The organism is Propionispira raffinosivorans DSM 20765 (genome assembly GCF_000381065.1).
Taxonomy (GTDB): Bacteria; Bacillota; Negativicutes; order Selenomonadales; family Selenomonadaceae; genus Propionispira; species Propionispira raffinosivorans.
In genome coordinates this window covers 184,614-201,517 of record NZ_KB905841.1, presented here as the reverse complement: position 1 = coordinate 201,517, position 16,904 = coordinate 184,614, and the positions used below count along the sequence as shown (strand labels likewise).

The following is a 16,904-nucleotide window of genomic DNA, read 5'->3' as shown; positions in this document are numbered from 1 at the left end:
ACAATGAGAAAAAAAATATTTTGCCGATTTTGTCAACATGAGATAAAGCATACTTTTATAGATTTGGGGATGTCACCGTTATCTAATTCATACATTTCGATGGATAAAAGTGAACAGGGTCAAATCAGCTATCCACTGCATGTACGAGTATGTGATCAATGTTTTTTAGTTCAGTTGGAAGAATTTGAAACTCCTTCCGATATTTTCAATGATTATGCATATTTCAGTTCTTTTTCGACAAGTTGGTTAAAGCATGCGAAAGATTATGTGGAATATATGGTCAAAAATCATGATATAAATAATCATTCACAGGTTGTGGAAATTGCCAGTAATGATGGATATCTTTTGCAATATTTTAAAGAAGTTGACATTCCAGTATTAGGAATTGAACCAGCAAAAAATGTGGCAGAAGTTGCGAAAAAAGAAAAAGGAATTCCTACAATCAGTGAATTTTTTGGAACTGCATTGGCGCAAAAGTTAGTTAGTGAAGGGAAAAAAGCAGATTTGTTGTTAGGGAATAATGTTTTGGCACATGTACCTGATATCAATGACTTTGTTGCAGGAATGAAAATTTTATTAGCAGATGACGGCATTGTCACAATGGAGTTTCCACATCTGCTGAATTTAATCGAAAAGAATCAGTTCGATACGATTTATCATGAACATTTTTCCTATTTATCTTTTTTGACCGTGCAGCAGATTTTTGCCGCTCACGGCTTACGCTTATTTGATGTGCAGGAGTGGGCAACACATGGTGGCTCTTTGCGAATTTTTGCCTGTCATGCGAATTGCTCTCGTTATATAGTTAGTGATAATGTAGCGCGCATACTGGAGAAGGAAAAAAAAGCAGGGCTGGATCAAATCAATACATATCTTACTTTTTCAGAGAGCGTGAAAAAAGTAAAGTATGATTTGTTATCTTGTCTGATTGAATTAAAACGCCAAAATAAAAATATTGTGGTCTATGGTGCAGCAGCTAAGGGAAATACACTCTTGAATTATTGCGGGATTCGGCAGGAATTTATTGACTATGCTGTTGATATGAATCCGCATAAGCAGAATACGTTGCTTCCAGGATCATGTATTCCAGTCTACAGTCCAGATAAAATCCGTGAAACGAAGCCTGACTATATATTAATATTACCTTGGAATTTAAAAGAGGAGATTATGCAGCAGCTTCATTATGTAAAGGCTTGGGGCGCAAAGTTCCTTTTGCCAATTCCAGAAGTGGAGATTGTTGAATGATTTTTAAAGAGTTAGCGATACCGGGTGTATACTTAATTTCTATTGAGAAGCATGAAGATGAGCGTGGTTTTTTTGCACGTAGTTTTTGTCAAAAAGAGTTTGCTGAATATGGTTTATGTACAGAGTTTTTGCAGTGTAATCTTTCTTATAATAAAAAGAAGGGGACATTGCGTGGTATGCATTATCAGATACCACCTTATGAGGAGGTCAAGGTGGTATCCTGTCTACAGGGGGCAATTTATGATGTGGCCTTAGATGTCCGAAAAAATTCTAAAACTTATGGTAAATGGGTGGCGGCAGAATTAAGTGCGGAAAATCATCAAATGTTGTATATTCCTGCGGGAGTGGCCCATGGATTTCAGAGTTTGCGGGATGATAGCATAGTTTATTATCAGATGGGATCATTTTACCAGCCGGATTCTGGTGAAGGTATCGGATATAATGATGAAAGATTTAATATACAGTGGCCGATTTTAGATAAAATTATATCTAAAAAAGACCAAAGTTATTAAGGGGTTATGATGAAGAAAATTTTTGTTACTGGTGGTACAGGGTTTATTGGGACGGCTGTAGTTAATGCTTTAATGAAACAACAGCAATATGAAATTTATGTTTTGACTAGACAAAAGAAAAACGATAAAGGCCGGCTGCATTATATACAAGGAGCAATATCGGATGAAATGGGTTTAAAAACTGCCATAAAGAATATTAAACCAGAGATTCTTGTGCATCTTGCTTGGAATGTAAAAGAAGCAGATTATATGGCATCTTTTGAAAACTGTCAATGGGTGGAGTGGAGTAAGGTGCTTGCAAAGGTGTTTTTGGAAAATGGTGGTAAGGTTATTATTGGTAGCGGAACCTGTTTAGAGTATGAGCTATCAGCGTGTTCCAAATTAAAGGAAAATATGCCTGCCATACCGAAAACTTTGTATGGAGAATCTAAATTGGCAGCTTATACTGAATTGAAGAGTTTGTGTATACAATATAAAGCAAGATTTGTTTGGGGACGAATTTTTTATCCTTATGGTCCAGGGGAAGAGGATAGGAAGCTTATTACTAGTGTGCGCAAAAGTTTGCTGGCAAATAAAAAATTTATTTGTCGAACGCCAAATAATAGAGTGGATTATATCCATATAGATGATGTTGCAGAAATTTTTACCGTATTTGTAGGTCATATTGAGGCTGCAGGAATTATTAATATATGTACAGGACAGGGGCATACAATCAGAGACATACTTATGACTGTTGCTCGGCAGGTAGATAAAACAGGTTATTTGGAATGTCAACCTAATGAGGGGCAGGTCTGTATTGTTGGCGAAATTCAGAAATTGAATGCACTGAAATTCAAACATAAATATAGTTTATTGGATGGGTTAAAAACATATGAGGGAGTTTGTTTTTAATGAAGCAGTATATACTACCTTTTGATGAAAATGTAGCATCTGTACAAAATTTAAGCGATAAAAAAATGGGAATATTTTTGGATGTTCCGGATATCGAATTTTATCATTTAGCGCTGGAGTATATAGAAAGATTGGATGACAGATTTGAGGTTTTTTTTTACGTGGAAAAAGATATTGTAAATGAAGTCATAAATAATAAAAAAAATCCAGTCGCGTATCATTTCTGTGCAGATGAAAAACTTGCGCTAGATTTTTCATCCATTTTGAATAAGACGGCACATCAAATGAAAGCATTTGATTATATATGCTTTCTGCCAGTTAACCGGGAATTTTTAAAACATAATACAAAAGCATTTTTAAAATCTTACCGATATTGTTTGATGGAAAATTTACTGAAATCATCCATTTACATACAAAATCTTTTAGATCTTTTTCTAAAAGATAAACAAATTAGCAGAATCTACCCTAAAGAGCCAGTTAGTCTTGAATATTTGAGAATGAAGTTAAACACTCTAAACGTATCTGTGCCAGATGATAGTCTAAGCATATTTCAAAGGGCATGTTGGATTCGGAGAGAAAAAATCACAAGAAACAGTGAGTTTATTGAGGTGCAAAATAATGAATATGCTGCGATCTATATGGATGACTTAGGATATTTAATAGAGAAGATTGACCTCTGAAACGATTGGCAAAGGAATAGGGTGTTTGAAATGATAGCAGATAAAAAAATATTGGCAATTTTTAATATGTATGATGCTGAGGGTATTGCGGATGAATATGTTTTTTATTTATTAGATGCGATGAACTCGTATGTTGATGATTTAGTCATTGTATGTAATGGTATTTTACGTGATGAATTTTATGAACGTTTTAGCATCTATACAGATGATATTTTGATACGAAAAAATATTGGCTATGATTCAGGTGCATATAAGGATGTTTTAGTTAATTTTATTGGATGGGAAAAAGTTTGTGAATATGATAGCTTGATTTTTTTTAATAATACATTTTTCGGTCCTATTTATCCGTTTGATAAAATGTTCAATGAAATGCAAAATAAAAATCTAGATTTTTGGGGAATTACGAAACAGAAACCATTAAATAAGGGTGCGTGGGGCTATATAATAGAACATTTGCAAGCATACTTTTTATTTGTAAATAGCCGACTTCTACATAATAATGATTTTAAAAAATTTTGGAAAGAACAAAATGGCGCAATTGATAATTATAAGGATGCAGTATTTCAGTTTGAATTACGATTTACACAATGGTTTAGTCAGAGGGGATATAGATGGGATAGTTATATAGACTATCCTTTTTATATGGAATGTAATGATATAAAGAAAAATTTTACGCAAATATATCATGTAAATTATCAGTTTATAAAAGAAAAGCATTGCCCTGTTTTAAAAAGAAAGGTTTTTTCATTCATAAATATTGATTATGATATGAATGAGGATGTGAAACTAGTACTTCAATATATTACTCAATATACAGAATATGATATAAACCTTATATGGAATAATATATTGAGAACACAAGACATGGCAGAAGTTCAGCAAGTACTACATCTTAATTTTGTGATACCAAATAATAAAAATGTTCCATGTTTTGAAAAAATAGAAAATGCTATTGTATTTTTTTTTATAGGCAATTTACATGAGTGGGATAGTGCTCGATTAAAAACATTAAAAAAAATCGCTGCTAATATTACTATTTGCATATGTATTTTAGATGATTTTATTAATAATGAGCAATATAATATAATAAAAGATTTTCTACCAGAATGCCATATCAAGTATTTTGGTTCAGATAAAAATAGATATATAGAGAAATATATAGGCTTAGTTCATAAAGAATTTGGGTGCTGTAAATATATAGGGATAGTACATGATTACAACTATGAAAAATATGATAATATGTTGGTATCTTTTTCTTACTTAAAAAAAGTATTGCATATATTGTCGGAAGACAAAAGAATTGACTTTTTGGCTGCATATATAAGACAACGAGATAAATATGTGATGCTATCTGAGACGGCTGTCTCCCTAACGTATGATTTATGGTGTCGACGAGATTTTTTTGTATCTTTGTTGAGCGATGACGTGGAATGTTCATTTGTAGAGATACTAAAAAAACGAAAAAGATGCTTTGGGATTATACAAACTACTGCTTATGCTGTTGATTATATGATGGAAAAATGGAAAAAAGTGGAATCTGAATTAAAGACGACCTCACCAAATAAAGATATAGATTGTATTAGTGATTTGAAATTAGAATTAGTGTTGGCCAATGTAAAAAAAGTAAGGCAAAGATTTTCAAGGTTATACATATATGGAAAAGGCTATTTTGGGAAAAAGTTTTCTCAGTTGATGGAACGGGAGCAGATAGAATATACAGGCTTTATAGTTTCACAAAAAGAGCAGGATGATGTTTTACTGTATGGGCATAAAATATATGAAGTTGCGGAGATTGATTTTGAAGCATCTATTGGAATTGTTTTAGCAATACAAGATCCTGCTGTAAAAAAAATGATTAAAGAATTATTAACCGCAAAAAAGTTTGGATCTGAAAATTTATTTGTTGCAATTTAATAAGAATGATGAAATCAGTGAGAATAGGTGTGTTTATATATGGATAGAATGGTTGCTGTTGTTATTCCTTTAGGAAACAATGATAAATTAAGCCTTTTAGAACGAATATCTTTAGAACAAGTTAATAAGATTTTGAAACACCACACTAAAATATTTGTTGCACCAAAATCTTTAGCTTTTGATTTTGGTGATGAATATAAAGAATACAAAACAGAACGATTTGATGAATGTTATTTTGGAAGTACTGAGTCACATAGTAAATTGTTGCTGTCAGAAGAATTTTATTCTAGATTTCTGCAGTATGAATATATTTTGATATATCACCTAGATGCATTCGTTTTTTCAGATAAGTTAATGGATTTTTGTCAGTTGGATTTTGATTATATTGGGTCACCAGTAAGTAAATTTATGGGAGGATGGCATGATATAGATAGTTATGTAGGGAATGGAGGATTTTCATTAAGAAGAGTAAAGAGTTTTCTTCGCATCTTACAGGACAAGGATGATCTTTGTTTACATCATTCATTAGGAAAGCTATTTTATAAAACAGAAGATCTTTTTTGGGCCTTTTGTGGTACCAAAGAAAAGTTGAATTTTAAAGTGCCCAGCATTCAAATAGCATTGAGATTTTCAATAGAATATAATGTTAGGCACTGCTATGGCAGGTTAGAAAAAAATTTACCATTTGGAACACATGGATGGTACAAAGGTAGATTTTTAATTTGGAAAAAATTTATACAAAAATATGGATATAATATTGAGGAAATAAAAGATGAGATTAAACCTTGGGAAAATTGGAAAATAAGAAAATTAAACATGGGGCTTGTCCCTAATTATATAATAATTCGATCCAAACGGAAGGAAAATCAGAATACACTAAGAACGGTTTTGTCAGAAATACTTAATCCAAAGCAACTATATAGTTTGTGGGGAATGGGGCTAGATGGAAAAAGATGCTTAGAGTTGTTGTCCTTGGGAGGCATCGGGATATTTTCTTTATGGGATGGTATGAGAAATGGTGATGTTCATATTGAAGGCTGTAGTGTACATAAACCAACTATGTCTGAGCTTTTAAAGAAACAATCAGTTATTATAATAACAACGTCTAAATATGAACATGATATCGCTATATATTTAAGAAGCATAGGTTTTATTGAAAAAAAAGATTTTTTGTTTTTTAGCCAAGTTGAGGAAATGTTTTTACAAACATATATGCATAATATATATCATAATATCAGAAACTGATAATTTTGATATTGTGTATAATTTTCCTATAAAGTTGTAATAATAAAGAAGATAAAATATGGAAGAAGGATGCTAATGGATAGACAGGTTGTGATTGTTGTGCCCATATATAAAAAAAAAATTAGTCAGTTTGAAAAAATATCATTAACTCAACTTCAAAACGTTTTAGGAAAATATCCAAAATGTTTTGTTGCACCAGAGTCCATGGTGTTCGATTACGGTGAGGAATATTCTGATTTTATGATAGAAAAATTTGATGATAAATATTTTCAGAGTGTAGGGACTTATAGTGATATGATGCTATCGATAGAATTTTATCAACGCTTTAAGTCATATAAATTTTTATTAGTATATCAATTAGATGCATTTGTGTTTTCTGATAGACTGAATGAATTTTGTGCGCTAAACTTTGATTATATTGGAGCACCAGTTCCATTATGCTTATGGAGTCCATTGAGGAAACGTGTAGGAAATGGAGGTTTTTCATTAAGAAAGATCCAGGCTATGATTACAATTTTGCAGAATAAAGAATATATCGTACAAGAAGCTGCTAATATGTATCCCGCTTGGCTTATAGATGATATGTTTCAGTTTGAAGACAAGTTTTTTGCAGTATGCAGCAATTTAAAAGGAATTAAGTTCAACGTTCCGGAAGCGTATAAAGCTTCAAATTTTTCAATAGAATATGACGCCAATCACAGGTATAAAACGTTGAAAAAATACTTACCATTCGGGTGTCATGGATGGTATAAGGATAATTTCGATATATGGTGGTCAATTATTCAAAGTTATGGTTATCGTTATGATGAGGCAGTTAGTCTTTATACGAATAAGAAAAATTATATGGAATTACGTACTGATTATATAATTACGTGTTTATACAAAAGAATCGTTCAAGAAAAGAATATAGAGAGAGTTAGAAAAGCTTTAAATTTAGTATTGAAAGCAGACTTGCTATATAGTGTTTGGGGGTTTGGAATTATAGGAAAAAGATGTGTAAATTTATTACGAATGTGCCGTGTTGGAGTTTGTGCAATATATGAAACTAACGTAAATTTACAAAAAAGTGCTTTAAATATATTATTACAAAATCCTAAAGATAAAGATATTGCGATGAAAAAGTCCATTATTATAGTAGCAACTAAAAAATACGAGGGAGAAGTCGGGGCGAAATTAGAGACAGTTCAACTAAAAAAGAATGTTGATTTTATATTTTTTTCTGATATTGAAAAAAAGCTGGTCCAAGTATATTATAGATTGTTAAATGAAAAATATTAGGTGAGCCTTGGCATGTGTATAATATTTATATAAACTGTAAGACATGTCAAATCTATTAGCTAAATGTATTATATGGATGATTTGTACTGAACACACATTATTAGGGGGCGAAAAATGGCTGCTGTTTTATTTGGCACAGGAGAAGTTTTGAAGGGCCTGCGGGATGTTATCGATTTTGAACAAATACTATGTCTGGCTGATAATAGTGTGAAAAAACAGCACACTTTTCTTTATGGAAAAAAAATTATTGCTCCAGAAGAAATTAAACAGTACGATTTTTCCAGCATAGTGATTTTTTCAACAAAAAATTTTTTTGAGATATATAAGCAATTGGTAAATGATTTACAAATACCGGAGAGTAAGGTTTTTAGTTGGTATTTTTACGCTGAAAAAGAGAAGGTTAGCATAGAGAAAAAACAAATGTTTTCTGCATGGCGTTCAGTGGAGGGTATTATTTCTTGTATGAGGCTAAAAAACTTAAAAACAGTATTAGATTTTGGGCAGCAATTGGGTAGATATGATGTACTAAATCGGCAAGATACACGATTGTGTGGTCTTGATGGAGAATACTTACTGGATAGCTATAAACTGCTTGCTGGGAAAAGATATGCTTCTTCCTATAATCTTTATGAGCATATCTATACACGTAAAGGTGAATTAATGAATCAAAATTATGATGCGATACTTTTTCTGAATTCGTTTTTTGATATGAAACTCGAAGACTGTAAGGAACATATACGGCAAACATATTTGTTGTCGGAGTATATCATATTAAATATACCTTGGCAAAATAATGGCCGTTATAAGCATTGGACAAAAATGGTGTTTCAAGAGTTTGGTCAGGTTGAGGTTGTGGCCAATGCTTTTTCATGTTTTTTGATGATTAAAAAACATAGACAACTGAAGAACACTGTGAAAGTCTATGTAGTCACACACAAAAAATTTACGCTACCGAAAGGAAAAATCTATATACCAATCCATGCTGGTAGTCAAAACAAGGCTGGGTATGGATATATTCGCGATGATACAGGTGAAAATATATCTAGTCTGAATCCATGGATCAATGAATGTACGGCTCTATACTGGATGTGGAAGCATGTGCATTGTCAGTATATAGGGTTAAATCATTACAGAAGATATTTGTTGAAGGATAAAACGGATGAATCCTTGAATAATATTTTAGACGAAGATGTGATAAGAGATTGGTTGAAAAAGTACGATGTTCTAGTTGCGCGGGCAGAGTGCTCCTATCCAGATCGGACGGTTAACAAAGTTCTATTTGATGGGGTGATGAGAGATGCCTATGATATTGGAATGAAAATTGTTAAGAACTTGCTGATCCAACGACAGCCTGAATATGTTGATGCTTTTGATATGGTTATGTTGGGAATGGCCTTTTATCCCTGTAATATGTTTGTTATGAAAAAAGCCGTTTTAGATGTATATTGTGAGTGGTTGTTTTCTTTTATTACTGATGCAGCGAGCTTTATCGATATTAGCAAGTATGATGATTATAGTAAACGCATCATAGGGTTTATTGCTGAACGTATGCTGACTGTGTGGTTGATGCATCATCAGTTGCGGGTACGAGAATGCCCAGTCTTATTAATTTCATGATTTAAGGCTTTATTTCGTTATAAGGAGCGTTAGAATATGGCGATTTTCCATCAATCAAAAATCAAGATAGCTGAAGAAATAGACGTTATTGATATGGATATACGGCAGTATATTGAAACGAATAAAACAGACCAGTATGATGAGGTTATTCAAAAAGACCCGCGGTGGGAAGTTTTTTATCATTTAAGTGATTTACGTATGGGGCTCTTTAGTTGGTACGATTTTACAAAAGAGTCAGATCTTTTAGAGATTGGAGCTGCTTTTGGGGCACTTACAGGGTTATTTTGCCGAAAGTGTGCGAGAGTGACTGCATTAGAGGAGCAGTCTTTCCGAGCTGAATCTGTTTATCGGCGTTATGCGGAACGGGATAATCTTACGGTCTATGCAGGCGGGATAGCGACTTTACCTTCTGAAATAAAATTTGATTATATTATTCTTGCTGGTGGACTAGAAACTATAGGAAAGGGAAATCGGAATCCACAGGTTTATGCGGATTATGTTCGTCAACTGAGGGCTTTCTTGAAACCAACGGGAGTGTTGCTGATCGCGGTCGAAAACCGTTATGGTTTGAAATATTTTTGTGGAGCGCAGGAGCCACATGCTAATCGATCATTTGCTGGCATTAGTGGTTTTATGAAGGGGGCTTTAGGAAAGTCCTTCACTAAAAATGAACTGGAAAATATTTTGGAACAGGCAGGTGTGCTGAAACGAAAATTCTATTATCCGCTACCGGATTATAAATTGCCACAGCTTGTCTATACGGATGCCTATCTGCCAGAAAAAAATGTACAGGAACGGTTGATTCCATATTCTTTGAACCCTAAAACTTTATTGGCGAATGAAAATGATTTATATGACGATATTGTTGCTGGTAATGTATTCCCCTTTTTTGCGAATTCTTATTTAATTGAGTGTGGTCAGCCAGCGCATTTTTCAAAAGTCATCTATGCAGCAATTTCCACGGATCGAGGCAGAAATAGAGCATTTGCTACAGTTATTTACTCTGATCAGCGTGTTTGCAAGAAACCTATATTTGATGAGGGCATTGCCCATGCCAAGACATTGGTGTCAAGGACAACAAAATTGGAGGATCGTGGGGTGCCGATGGTACCGCATGTATGGGACGGAACCGGTGTTGTTATGCCGCGGATTCAGGCAAATACACTATCCAATTATTTAAAGGAAAGTGTTACAAGGCATCCAGGCGAATTCTTGAATATTATTGAGCGCCTATGGCAGCTGATTTTGCAATCAGCGGAATATGTTTCACCTGAAAAAAATGCGTTACTGCGAGAAGAAAATCTTCAATGGGGGCCAATTTTGGAACAAGCTTACTTGGAGCTTATACCGTTAAATTGTTTTTATCACAATGGCGATTTCTTGTTTTTTGATCAGGAATATGTGAAGGAAAATTATCCAGCGAAATATGTGCTGTTCAGGGCCATTCATTATATTTATGTTTTTACGCCTCAGATGAAACGATATATATCTTTAGATATGTTAAAAGAAAAATATGGATTAACAGAACTTTGGGATATTTTTTTACAGGAAGAGAATGAACATTTTCTGCATGATGTACGACAGCATGAACTGTATTGGCAATTTTATCGATGGGCAGCAGTGGATACGCTGCAAATGCAGAGGAATGCAAGTCTACTTGGATTAGATGAAAAGAGATGTCATGATTTATTTGCTGAGCTGTTTGAAGGGCCTATGGACAGGCAAATTGTTATATTTTGTGCTGGCTCTATATTTGATAGCTATATGCGAAAGCATGGCAAAGAACATACACCGATTTTTGTGGCAGATAATGATACGGAGAAATGGGGAACAAAACGCTGTGGTGTAGAAATCAGGAATCCACAAGAAATTTTAAATGTACCTGAAAATGAGCGACAGGTTATTGTTTGTAGTCGCTTTTACTGGGAAGTAGGAGCGCAACTTGAGAAAATGGGTGTTGCTGGGTACAAGGTTTATACAAGAGAATAGGAATGATGCAGAATGTTTTATAGTTTTGATGTTTTTGATACATTGATTACACGCACTACGGCAACGCCGCGTGGGATTTTCACGCTTATGCAGCAGCGGTTGCAGGAAAAGTCTTTTAGTGAGCAACTGTCACAGTATATTCGAGAGAATTTCTATGCGTTGCGTATTCATTCTGAGGAATTGGCGCGTATGCACTATCAGCGTAATCGGGTTGAGGAGGTAACGCTTGAACAAATATATGAGGCACTGGGGACCGTTGGCAATCTGCCAATGGCCGTTTTGGAGTCCTTGGCTATATTGGAACGGCACACGGAAATTGACCAAGTTATAGGTGTTACGAAGAATATTGACAGGGTCAGATCGTTAGTGGAGCAGGGAGAACGAGTCGTTTTGATTGTGGATGCATATATGGATGCGGCAACAATTCGCCAGATGTTAAGAAAGGCAGAAGCATTTTTAAGTGAAATTCCGCTATATGTTTCGTCAGAGTATAAAAAAAGGAAATCTTCGGGAATATTGTATAAAGTTGTTCAGGAGTGCGAAAATGTAGAATTTTATAATTGGCAACATGTAGGGAACAATCTACAGTCAGATGTCGAGCAACCCCGACAGTTAGGTATCAGGGCCGAAAGATTTAGCTATGAAGCATTTTTGCCTATTGAGGCAGATCGATTGAATGCTCATGAGCAGGATATGTTTACGCAGTTATTAATTGGCGTAAGCCGAAATGAACGACTTCATGAGCAATGGTGTGAGGCAGCAGCCATAGGATGTACGGCAGCTGCACCAATATTGTTTCCTTACGTACAGTGGATGCTGGAGGAGGCTAAGCGTAGAGGTATTCGGCGACTGTATTTTATTGCTCGGGACGGGTATATCTTGCAAAAAATTGCAACTATTTTAATAACGAAATGGCAGTTGCCGATTACGACACATTATATTTATGGATCACGTAGGGCTTGGCGCATGCCATCTTATGAAAATGAGCTAGGGAGTTTGCGACGATTAATAGGTTGGATGTATCCTATACGTATTACGACGATGGAAAAGCTTGCAGAAACGTTGCAGGTTACTGTGGATGAACTTAAACGTTTTTTGCCTAAGGAATATCACCATCCAAAGCGGCAGATATCATATGCCGCTTTATGTATATGTATTATGTTGTTAGAGAAGCAGTTTGAGTTCCGTCGGTGGTTCTTTGAGCGTCAACGACCGACACGATTATTGGTACAGCGATATTTACAGCAGGAAGTGGATACCTCGGATGATGATTTTGCTTTTGTTGATCTAGGTGGTGGCGGACTTACACAGAGTTGCTTAGCAAAGCTTATGCAAGATTTTTATGATGGCCCTGTACGGACGTTTTTCTTTAAAATGGATAAAATTAATCTTATGAAAAATTGTATCTACTATAATTTTTTACCAAGTAAGTTGAAAAATGAGTTGGTTATTGAGATGATTTGTCGGGCTTCGCATGGACAGACGGAAGGATATAAGATAGAGAACGATAAAGTAGTGCCGTTGTTAAAGGCTGGTGAAGGAGAGGCTATCATTGAGCATGGTTACGATGATTATACCAAAGGCATAGAGGGTTTTGTTAAAGCGTATGCATCTATTGTAGAAAGGTATCATGTATCTGTGCAGATTGACCTTTTGCTACAGTATATGGAGTATATAATGCATCATCCAGATCAAAAACTATTGGACTTTTTTGCGGATATGCCAAATAGTGTTACTGGAAGAGAAAAAAAGGTATTAGGGTTTGCACCAAAGCTGACGAAACAAAACATACGGGACATATATTTATGGCATCCTAATGAAGCAGTTGATCAATATTATAAGGGAACGGATTTAGAGTTTTCTAGGTTGCGCTGCAATGTATTTGAGATACGTAAAATAGAATTTTATCAGAAAAAACGACTGGATGTCATTCAGCGTTACGAGCGGTTTACGCATACCATAGTACCCCAATCTCCAAGCTTTTCGTTACAAACGCAGGGGTTGCCTTATTCGTTATTTGGTGAACGAATAGTTCTTTATGGGGCTGGGAAGTATGGTAGGGAAATTTACTATTACATGAAGCAGGCAAATGTTTCAGTTGTGCAATGGCTGGATCAAAATTACTCTCGTTTTATTAAACAGGGGCAACCAGTTACTGGAGATATATGTGCATTGGGCGAGGTTACGTATGACGCAATATTGATTGCTATTCTTGATACACAGCTTGCTATGCAGGCTCGAGAAAATATCCTTTCCATGGGGATACCAGATGAAAAGATTATTTGTTTGGGAAAAGTGGTAGAATATTTAAATATATGATAAAAAGAGGCAGACTTATGGAAAAAAAATATAAAACAGGTTATGTGCAGGGAACGTTTGACCTTTTTCATATTGGACATTTGAATTTGTTAAAAAAAGCTAAAGATTATTGTGAGTATTTGATTGTTGGTGTGGCCAGTGATGAACTGAATTATAAATATAAGGGCGAGTATCCTTATATTCCGTATAGTGAACGTGCTGTGATTGTAAAAGCAATAAAATATGTAGATCAGGTAGAAAAAGTGGACTTTTTAAATGAAGATAAACTCAAAGCATGGGAACTTTACCATTATGATTGCCATTTTTCGGGGGATGATCATGCTGGTGAGTGGGAAGAACTGACGAAAGCTTTACGAAATCTTGGATCGGATATAGTCTTTTTTCCCTATACGGAAGAGACAAGCTCTACTAAAATAAAGATGAGAGTAAAATCAACCATTCTTTATGAAGGAAATTATTTTTTTTCTTTCGATGTTTTCGATACATTGATTACAAGAAAAACGGCAACACCCAGAGGGATTTTTTCATTAATGCAGCAATATTTACAGGAAAATGAAAAATTTTGTCTGCCTGATCGAGTAAAAAATAATTTCTATGATTTACGTATTTATTATGAACGAGCAGCTCGACATGAATTTTGTGATAGGGAAGATATTACTCTATATGAAATATATGAGATCTTTGCTATGTATGAGATGCTTGATTCGCAACAGATTCAAATATTAACTGATTTGGAAAAGCAGTTGGAATTGGATAACGTCGTTGGTATAGAAAAAAATATTGCACAGGTAAAGGCGCTGAAAAAAGCTGGGCATCGAATTGTGTTTATTTCGGATATGTATCTTGAAAAAGATATTATTCGTAAGATGCTCACAAAAGTAAATTTAGAACTGAGGGATATTCCTTTGTATGTTTCGTCGGCATATGGAAGGACCAAATCGTCAAACAGTCTGTATCAAGTAGTACAAAAACAGGAAAACGCGGAATATTCTAATTGGGTTCATTGTGGCGATAATGCGATTGCAGATATAAAAGTCGCAAAAGAAATGGGGATTCATACGATTCATGATAAAACGACGGCATTGTCAAAACGAGAGAGGATTATCTTGCAGTCAAAAGAACGAGATCCTCGGGTGCAGCTTCTTTTAGGAAAATGTAAGTTAGATCGATTATTTGGCAGGGATGTTGTAGATGATGAACAAATTGATAATTTGGTATATGCGGTAGAACATGACAGCGTAGAAGAGTGTCTATCTTTGCCATACAGTATTTTGAAACATAAAATAGCTATTTATGGTGCGGGAAAATTGGGGCAACATTTATATGATCGTTTGCAGCAAATCTCAGATAAAAAATGCGTGGCTTGGATTGACAAAAATTATATTTTGAAGCAGCAAGAAGGACTACCAGTGGAACCGGTTGAACATTTAAATGAAGTTGAATTTGATCAGATTATGATAGCTGTTTTGAATAGAAAAATAGCAGAAGAAATCAAAAATACCTTAGTGACCTTTGGAATTGAAAGAAGAAAAATTGTATGGGTTGTTTAAAATAAATGCGAGCTGAAAATTGGAATGGATGATGCATGTGAACTTGCGGGAAGACTTTTTTGAAGAAGAAATAATTTCTGATTACCGCGTAACAAGAGAAATGAAGCAGGTATGGGCAATTAATCTGGATTTATTGACAGTATTTCAAGAGCTTTGTACAAAATATCAGTTGAAATATTTTATTGGTTTTGGGACGCTGTTAGGAGCGGTTCGTCATCAAGGGTTTATTCCATGGGATGATGATGTTGATATTTTGATGCCACGAGCCGATTTTGAAAGATTGAAGAGTTTAGCTTATTTGACGGAAAAACCATATTTTTTGCAGACAACAGACACTGATCCGGAGTTTTGGCATCGAGGAATGATGAAGTTTCGTAATAGTAATACAACTTGCATAGAAAAGCATACTTTCTTGGAGACGTTTAATCAGGGAATTGGACTTGATATCCTTCCTTTTGATAATTGTGCTGATGATGTTGAAAAACGTAGAGGACAAGCAAAAAAAATTTCATTTTACCAAAAACTTTTATGGGCGAAATTTTATAAAAAAGATTATCAGCAACGAGAAATATCTCAAGGAAAAAATAAGTGTATAAAAAAATGGCAATGGGAAATATACGTTTTTATAGCAAAGTTTTTAAACAAGGGTCTTTTACAGAGGAAATTGAACTGCTTTTGTCAACAGTATAATAGAAAAACAACGAATGAATTTTCGATTTATACCTCGTATAATCAAAAAAATGAGTATTTGACTTTTTATAAAGAAGATTTTTCAGATGTTATTATTTTAAATTTTGAAAATCTGCAAGTGCCTGCACCGAAGGGATTCTGGCGATGTTTAGAAATACAGTATGGTAAACAATTTTTATCTTATTTGCCATTAAGAGAGCGAGAACCGCACCATCCCGCATTATGGGATCTTGATGAATCGTATGCAGTATATCAAAGACGGTTTCAGGATGTTTTTAAAAAGACAGATGGAAAAACCATCGTGCTTTTTGGTACGGGGAATATGACTTATGATTATTTGCAGAAAGTTGGCAGAAAATTTCAACCGGATTTTTATGTGGATAATGATCAGAAAAACTGGGGTATAACGCAAGCTGGAATTCCTATAAAAAGCCCTGAAGTATTGAAATCGATGGCGGTAGAAAAAATGCATGTCATTATTTGCAATAATTATTTTCGGGAAATTGGCAGGCAGCTTCGAACGATGGGGATTGAAGAATACTATATATATACAGATAATTTTCCTGGCTTGTTTGGTTCACCTAACGAAATTGCTCGTTTTGACAAGAGTCAAGAGAAATATCCAGTTGGGTATTATATTATGAATCCACTTCAGACGTTGGAATGGCAACAACTTCGAAATTTGCAAAAGGCAAAAATGAAATGTGATCATTTATTGGTTGGAGTAAATATGGTAATGAATGCTGATCAAGATGAAGCGGGATCATCATATAAACACTGTAAACGAATGTTGATGGCGTTGAAATATGTAGATCATGTCGTTGAAGCAGAAATAACAGACTTGTTTTCTGATTGGAAGCTGTATCATTTTTCTTGTTTATTTATTACACAAGCTGAACGAAAAAATAGCAAAAAAATTACTGATCTGAAGGAAGTAATAGAAATTATCGAGATAAAATAGAGTGGATCGATCG

General features: G+C 34.5%; 12 protein-coding genes. All 12 read left to right on the top strand.

Going from position 1 to position 16,904, the window contains the following annotated elements; all coding sequences use genetic code 11:
* Positions 1-3 precede the first annotated feature (3 nt).
* The 12 genes from F606_RS0103865 (at position 4) to F606_RS22160 (ending at position 16,891) form a co-directional block, all read left to right on the top strand.
* Positions 4-1,245 (top strand): class I SAM-dependent methyltransferase, encoded by a 1,242-nt coding sequence (locus tag F606_RS0103865; RefSeq protein ID WP_019552558.1) that lies wholly within the window; start codon positions 4-6, stop codon positions 1,243-1,245.
* Positions 1,242-1,757 (top strand): dTDP-4-dehydrorhamnose 3,5-epimerase, encoded by a 516-nt coding sequence (gene rfbC, locus F606_RS0103860; RefSeq protein WP_019552557.1) that lies wholly within the window; start codon positions 1,242-1,244, stop codon positions 1,755-1,757. The genes F606_RS0103865 and rfbC overlap by 4 nt, the downstream gene beginning before the upstream one ends.
* A 6-nt stretch (positions 1,758-1,763) precedes the next feature.
* Positions 1,764-2,648, top strand: a complete 885-nt coding sequence (locus F606_RS0103855) for an NAD-dependent epimerase/dehydratase family protein (protein ID WP_083923944.1) — start codon at positions 1,764-1,766, stop codon at positions 2,646-2,648.
* Positions 2,648-3,328, top strand: coding sequence for a rhamnan synthesis F family protein (locus F606_RS0103850; RefSeq protein ID WP_019552555.1), 681 nt, complete (start codon positions 2,648-2,650; stop codon positions 3,326-3,328). Before F606_RS0103855 ends, F606_RS0103850 begins: the two co-directional genes overlap by 1 nt.
* A 30-nt stretch (positions 3,329-3,358) precedes the next feature.
* Positions 3,359-5,242, top strand: a complete 1,884-nt coding sequence (locus F606_RS0103845; RefSeq protein ID WP_019552554.1) for a rhamnan synthesis F family protein — start codon at positions 3,359-3,361, stop codon at positions 5,240-5,242.
* 39 nt (positions 5,243-5,281) lie between these two features.
* Complete coding sequence (locus tag F606_RS0103840; protein ID WP_019552553.1) at positions 5,282-6,487, top strand: DUF5672 family protein; 1,206 nt, start codon at positions 5,282-5,284, stop codon at positions 6,485-6,487.
* Between the two features lie 75 nt (positions 6,488-6,562).
* Positions 6,563-7,765, top strand: a complete 1,203-nt coding sequence (locus F606_RS22165) for a DUF5672 family protein (protein ID WP_019552552.1) — start codon at positions 6,563-6,565, stop codon at positions 7,763-7,765.
* Between the two features lie 114 nt (positions 7,766-7,879).
* Positions 7,880-9,382 (top strand): DUF4422 domain-containing protein, encoded by a 1,503-nt coding sequence (locus F606_RS0103830; RefSeq protein WP_019552551.1) that lies wholly within the window; start codon positions 7,880-7,882, stop codon positions 9,380-9,382.
* A gap of 36 nt (positions 9,383-9,418) precedes the next feature.
* Complete coding sequence (locus F606_RS20495; RefSeq protein ID WP_019552550.1) at positions 9,419-11,371, top strand: class I SAM-dependent methyltransferase; 1,953 nt, start codon at positions 9,419-9,421, stop codon at positions 11,369-11,371.
* 12 nt (positions 11,372-11,383) lie between these two features.
* The gene (locus tag F606_RS0103820; RefSeq protein WP_019552549.1) at positions 11,384-13,690 is read left to right on the top strand and encodes an HAD family hydrolase; all 2,307 of its coding nucleotides are present in this window, start codon (positions 11,384-11,386) and stop codon (positions 13,688-13,690) included.
* Positions 13,691-13,707: 17 nt separating this feature from the next.
* Entirely contained in the window at positions 13,708-15,240 is a 1,533-nt protein-coding gene (locus tag F606_RS22610; RefSeq protein ID WP_019552548.1) for an HAD-IA family hydrolase, read from the top strand.
* A gap of 28 nt (positions 15,241-15,268) precedes the next feature.
* Positions 15,269-16,891 (top strand): LicD family protein, encoded by a 1,623-nt coding sequence (locus F606_RS22160; RefSeq protein ID WP_245542080.1) that lies wholly within the window; start codon positions 15,269-15,271, stop codon positions 16,889-16,891.
* Positions 16,892-16,904 lie beyond the last annotated feature (13 nt).

Excerpts from the sequence above, each read along its gene's own strand:
- F606_RS0103865 (WP_019552558.1), top strand. The coding sequence starts at position 4 with ATGAGAAAAAAAATATTTTGCCGATTTTGTCAACATGAGATAAAGCAT.
- rfbC (WP_019552557.1), top strand. The coding sequence starts at position 1,242 with ATGATTTTTAAAGAGTTAGCGATACCGGGTGTATACTTAATTTCTATT.
- F606_RS0103855 (WP_083923944.1), top strand. The coding sequence starts at position 1,764 with ATGATGAAGAAAATTTTTGTTACTGGTGGTACAGGGTTTATTGGGACG.
- F606_RS0103850 (WP_019552555.1), top strand. The coding sequence starts at position 2,648 with ATGAAGCAGTATATACTACCTTTTGATGAAAATGTAGCATCTGTACAA.
- F606_RS0103845 (WP_019552554.1), top strand. The coding sequence starts at position 3,359 with ATGATAGCAGATAAAAAAATATTGGCAATTTTTAATATGTATGATGCT.
- F606_RS0103840 (WP_019552553.1), top strand. The coding sequence starts at position 5,282 with ATGGATAGAATGGTTGCTGTTGTTATTCCTTTAGGAAACAATGATAAA.
- F606_RS22165 (WP_019552552.1), top strand. The coding sequence starts at position 6,563 with ATGGATAGACAGGTTGTGATTGTTGTGCCCATATATAAAAAAAAAATT.
- F606_RS0103830 (WP_019552551.1), top strand. The coding sequence starts at position 7,880 with ATGGCTGCTGTTTTATTTGGCACAGGAGAAGTTTTGAAGGGCCTGCGG.
- F606_RS20495 (WP_019552550.1), top strand. The coding sequence starts at position 9,419 with ATGGCGATTTTCCATCAATCAAAAATCAAGATAGCTGAAGAAATAGAC.
- F606_RS0103820 (WP_019552549.1), top strand. The coding sequence starts at position 11,384 with ATGTTTTATAGTTTTGATGTTTTTGATACATTGATTACACGCACTACG.
- F606_RS22610 (WP_019552548.1), top strand. The coding sequence starts at position 13,708 with ATGGAAAAAAAATATAAAACAGGTTATGTGCAGGGAACGTTTGACCTT.
- F606_RS22160 (WP_245542080.1), top strand. The coding sequence starts at position 15,269 with ATGATGCATGTGAACTTGCGGGAAGACTTTTTTGAAGAAGAAATAATT.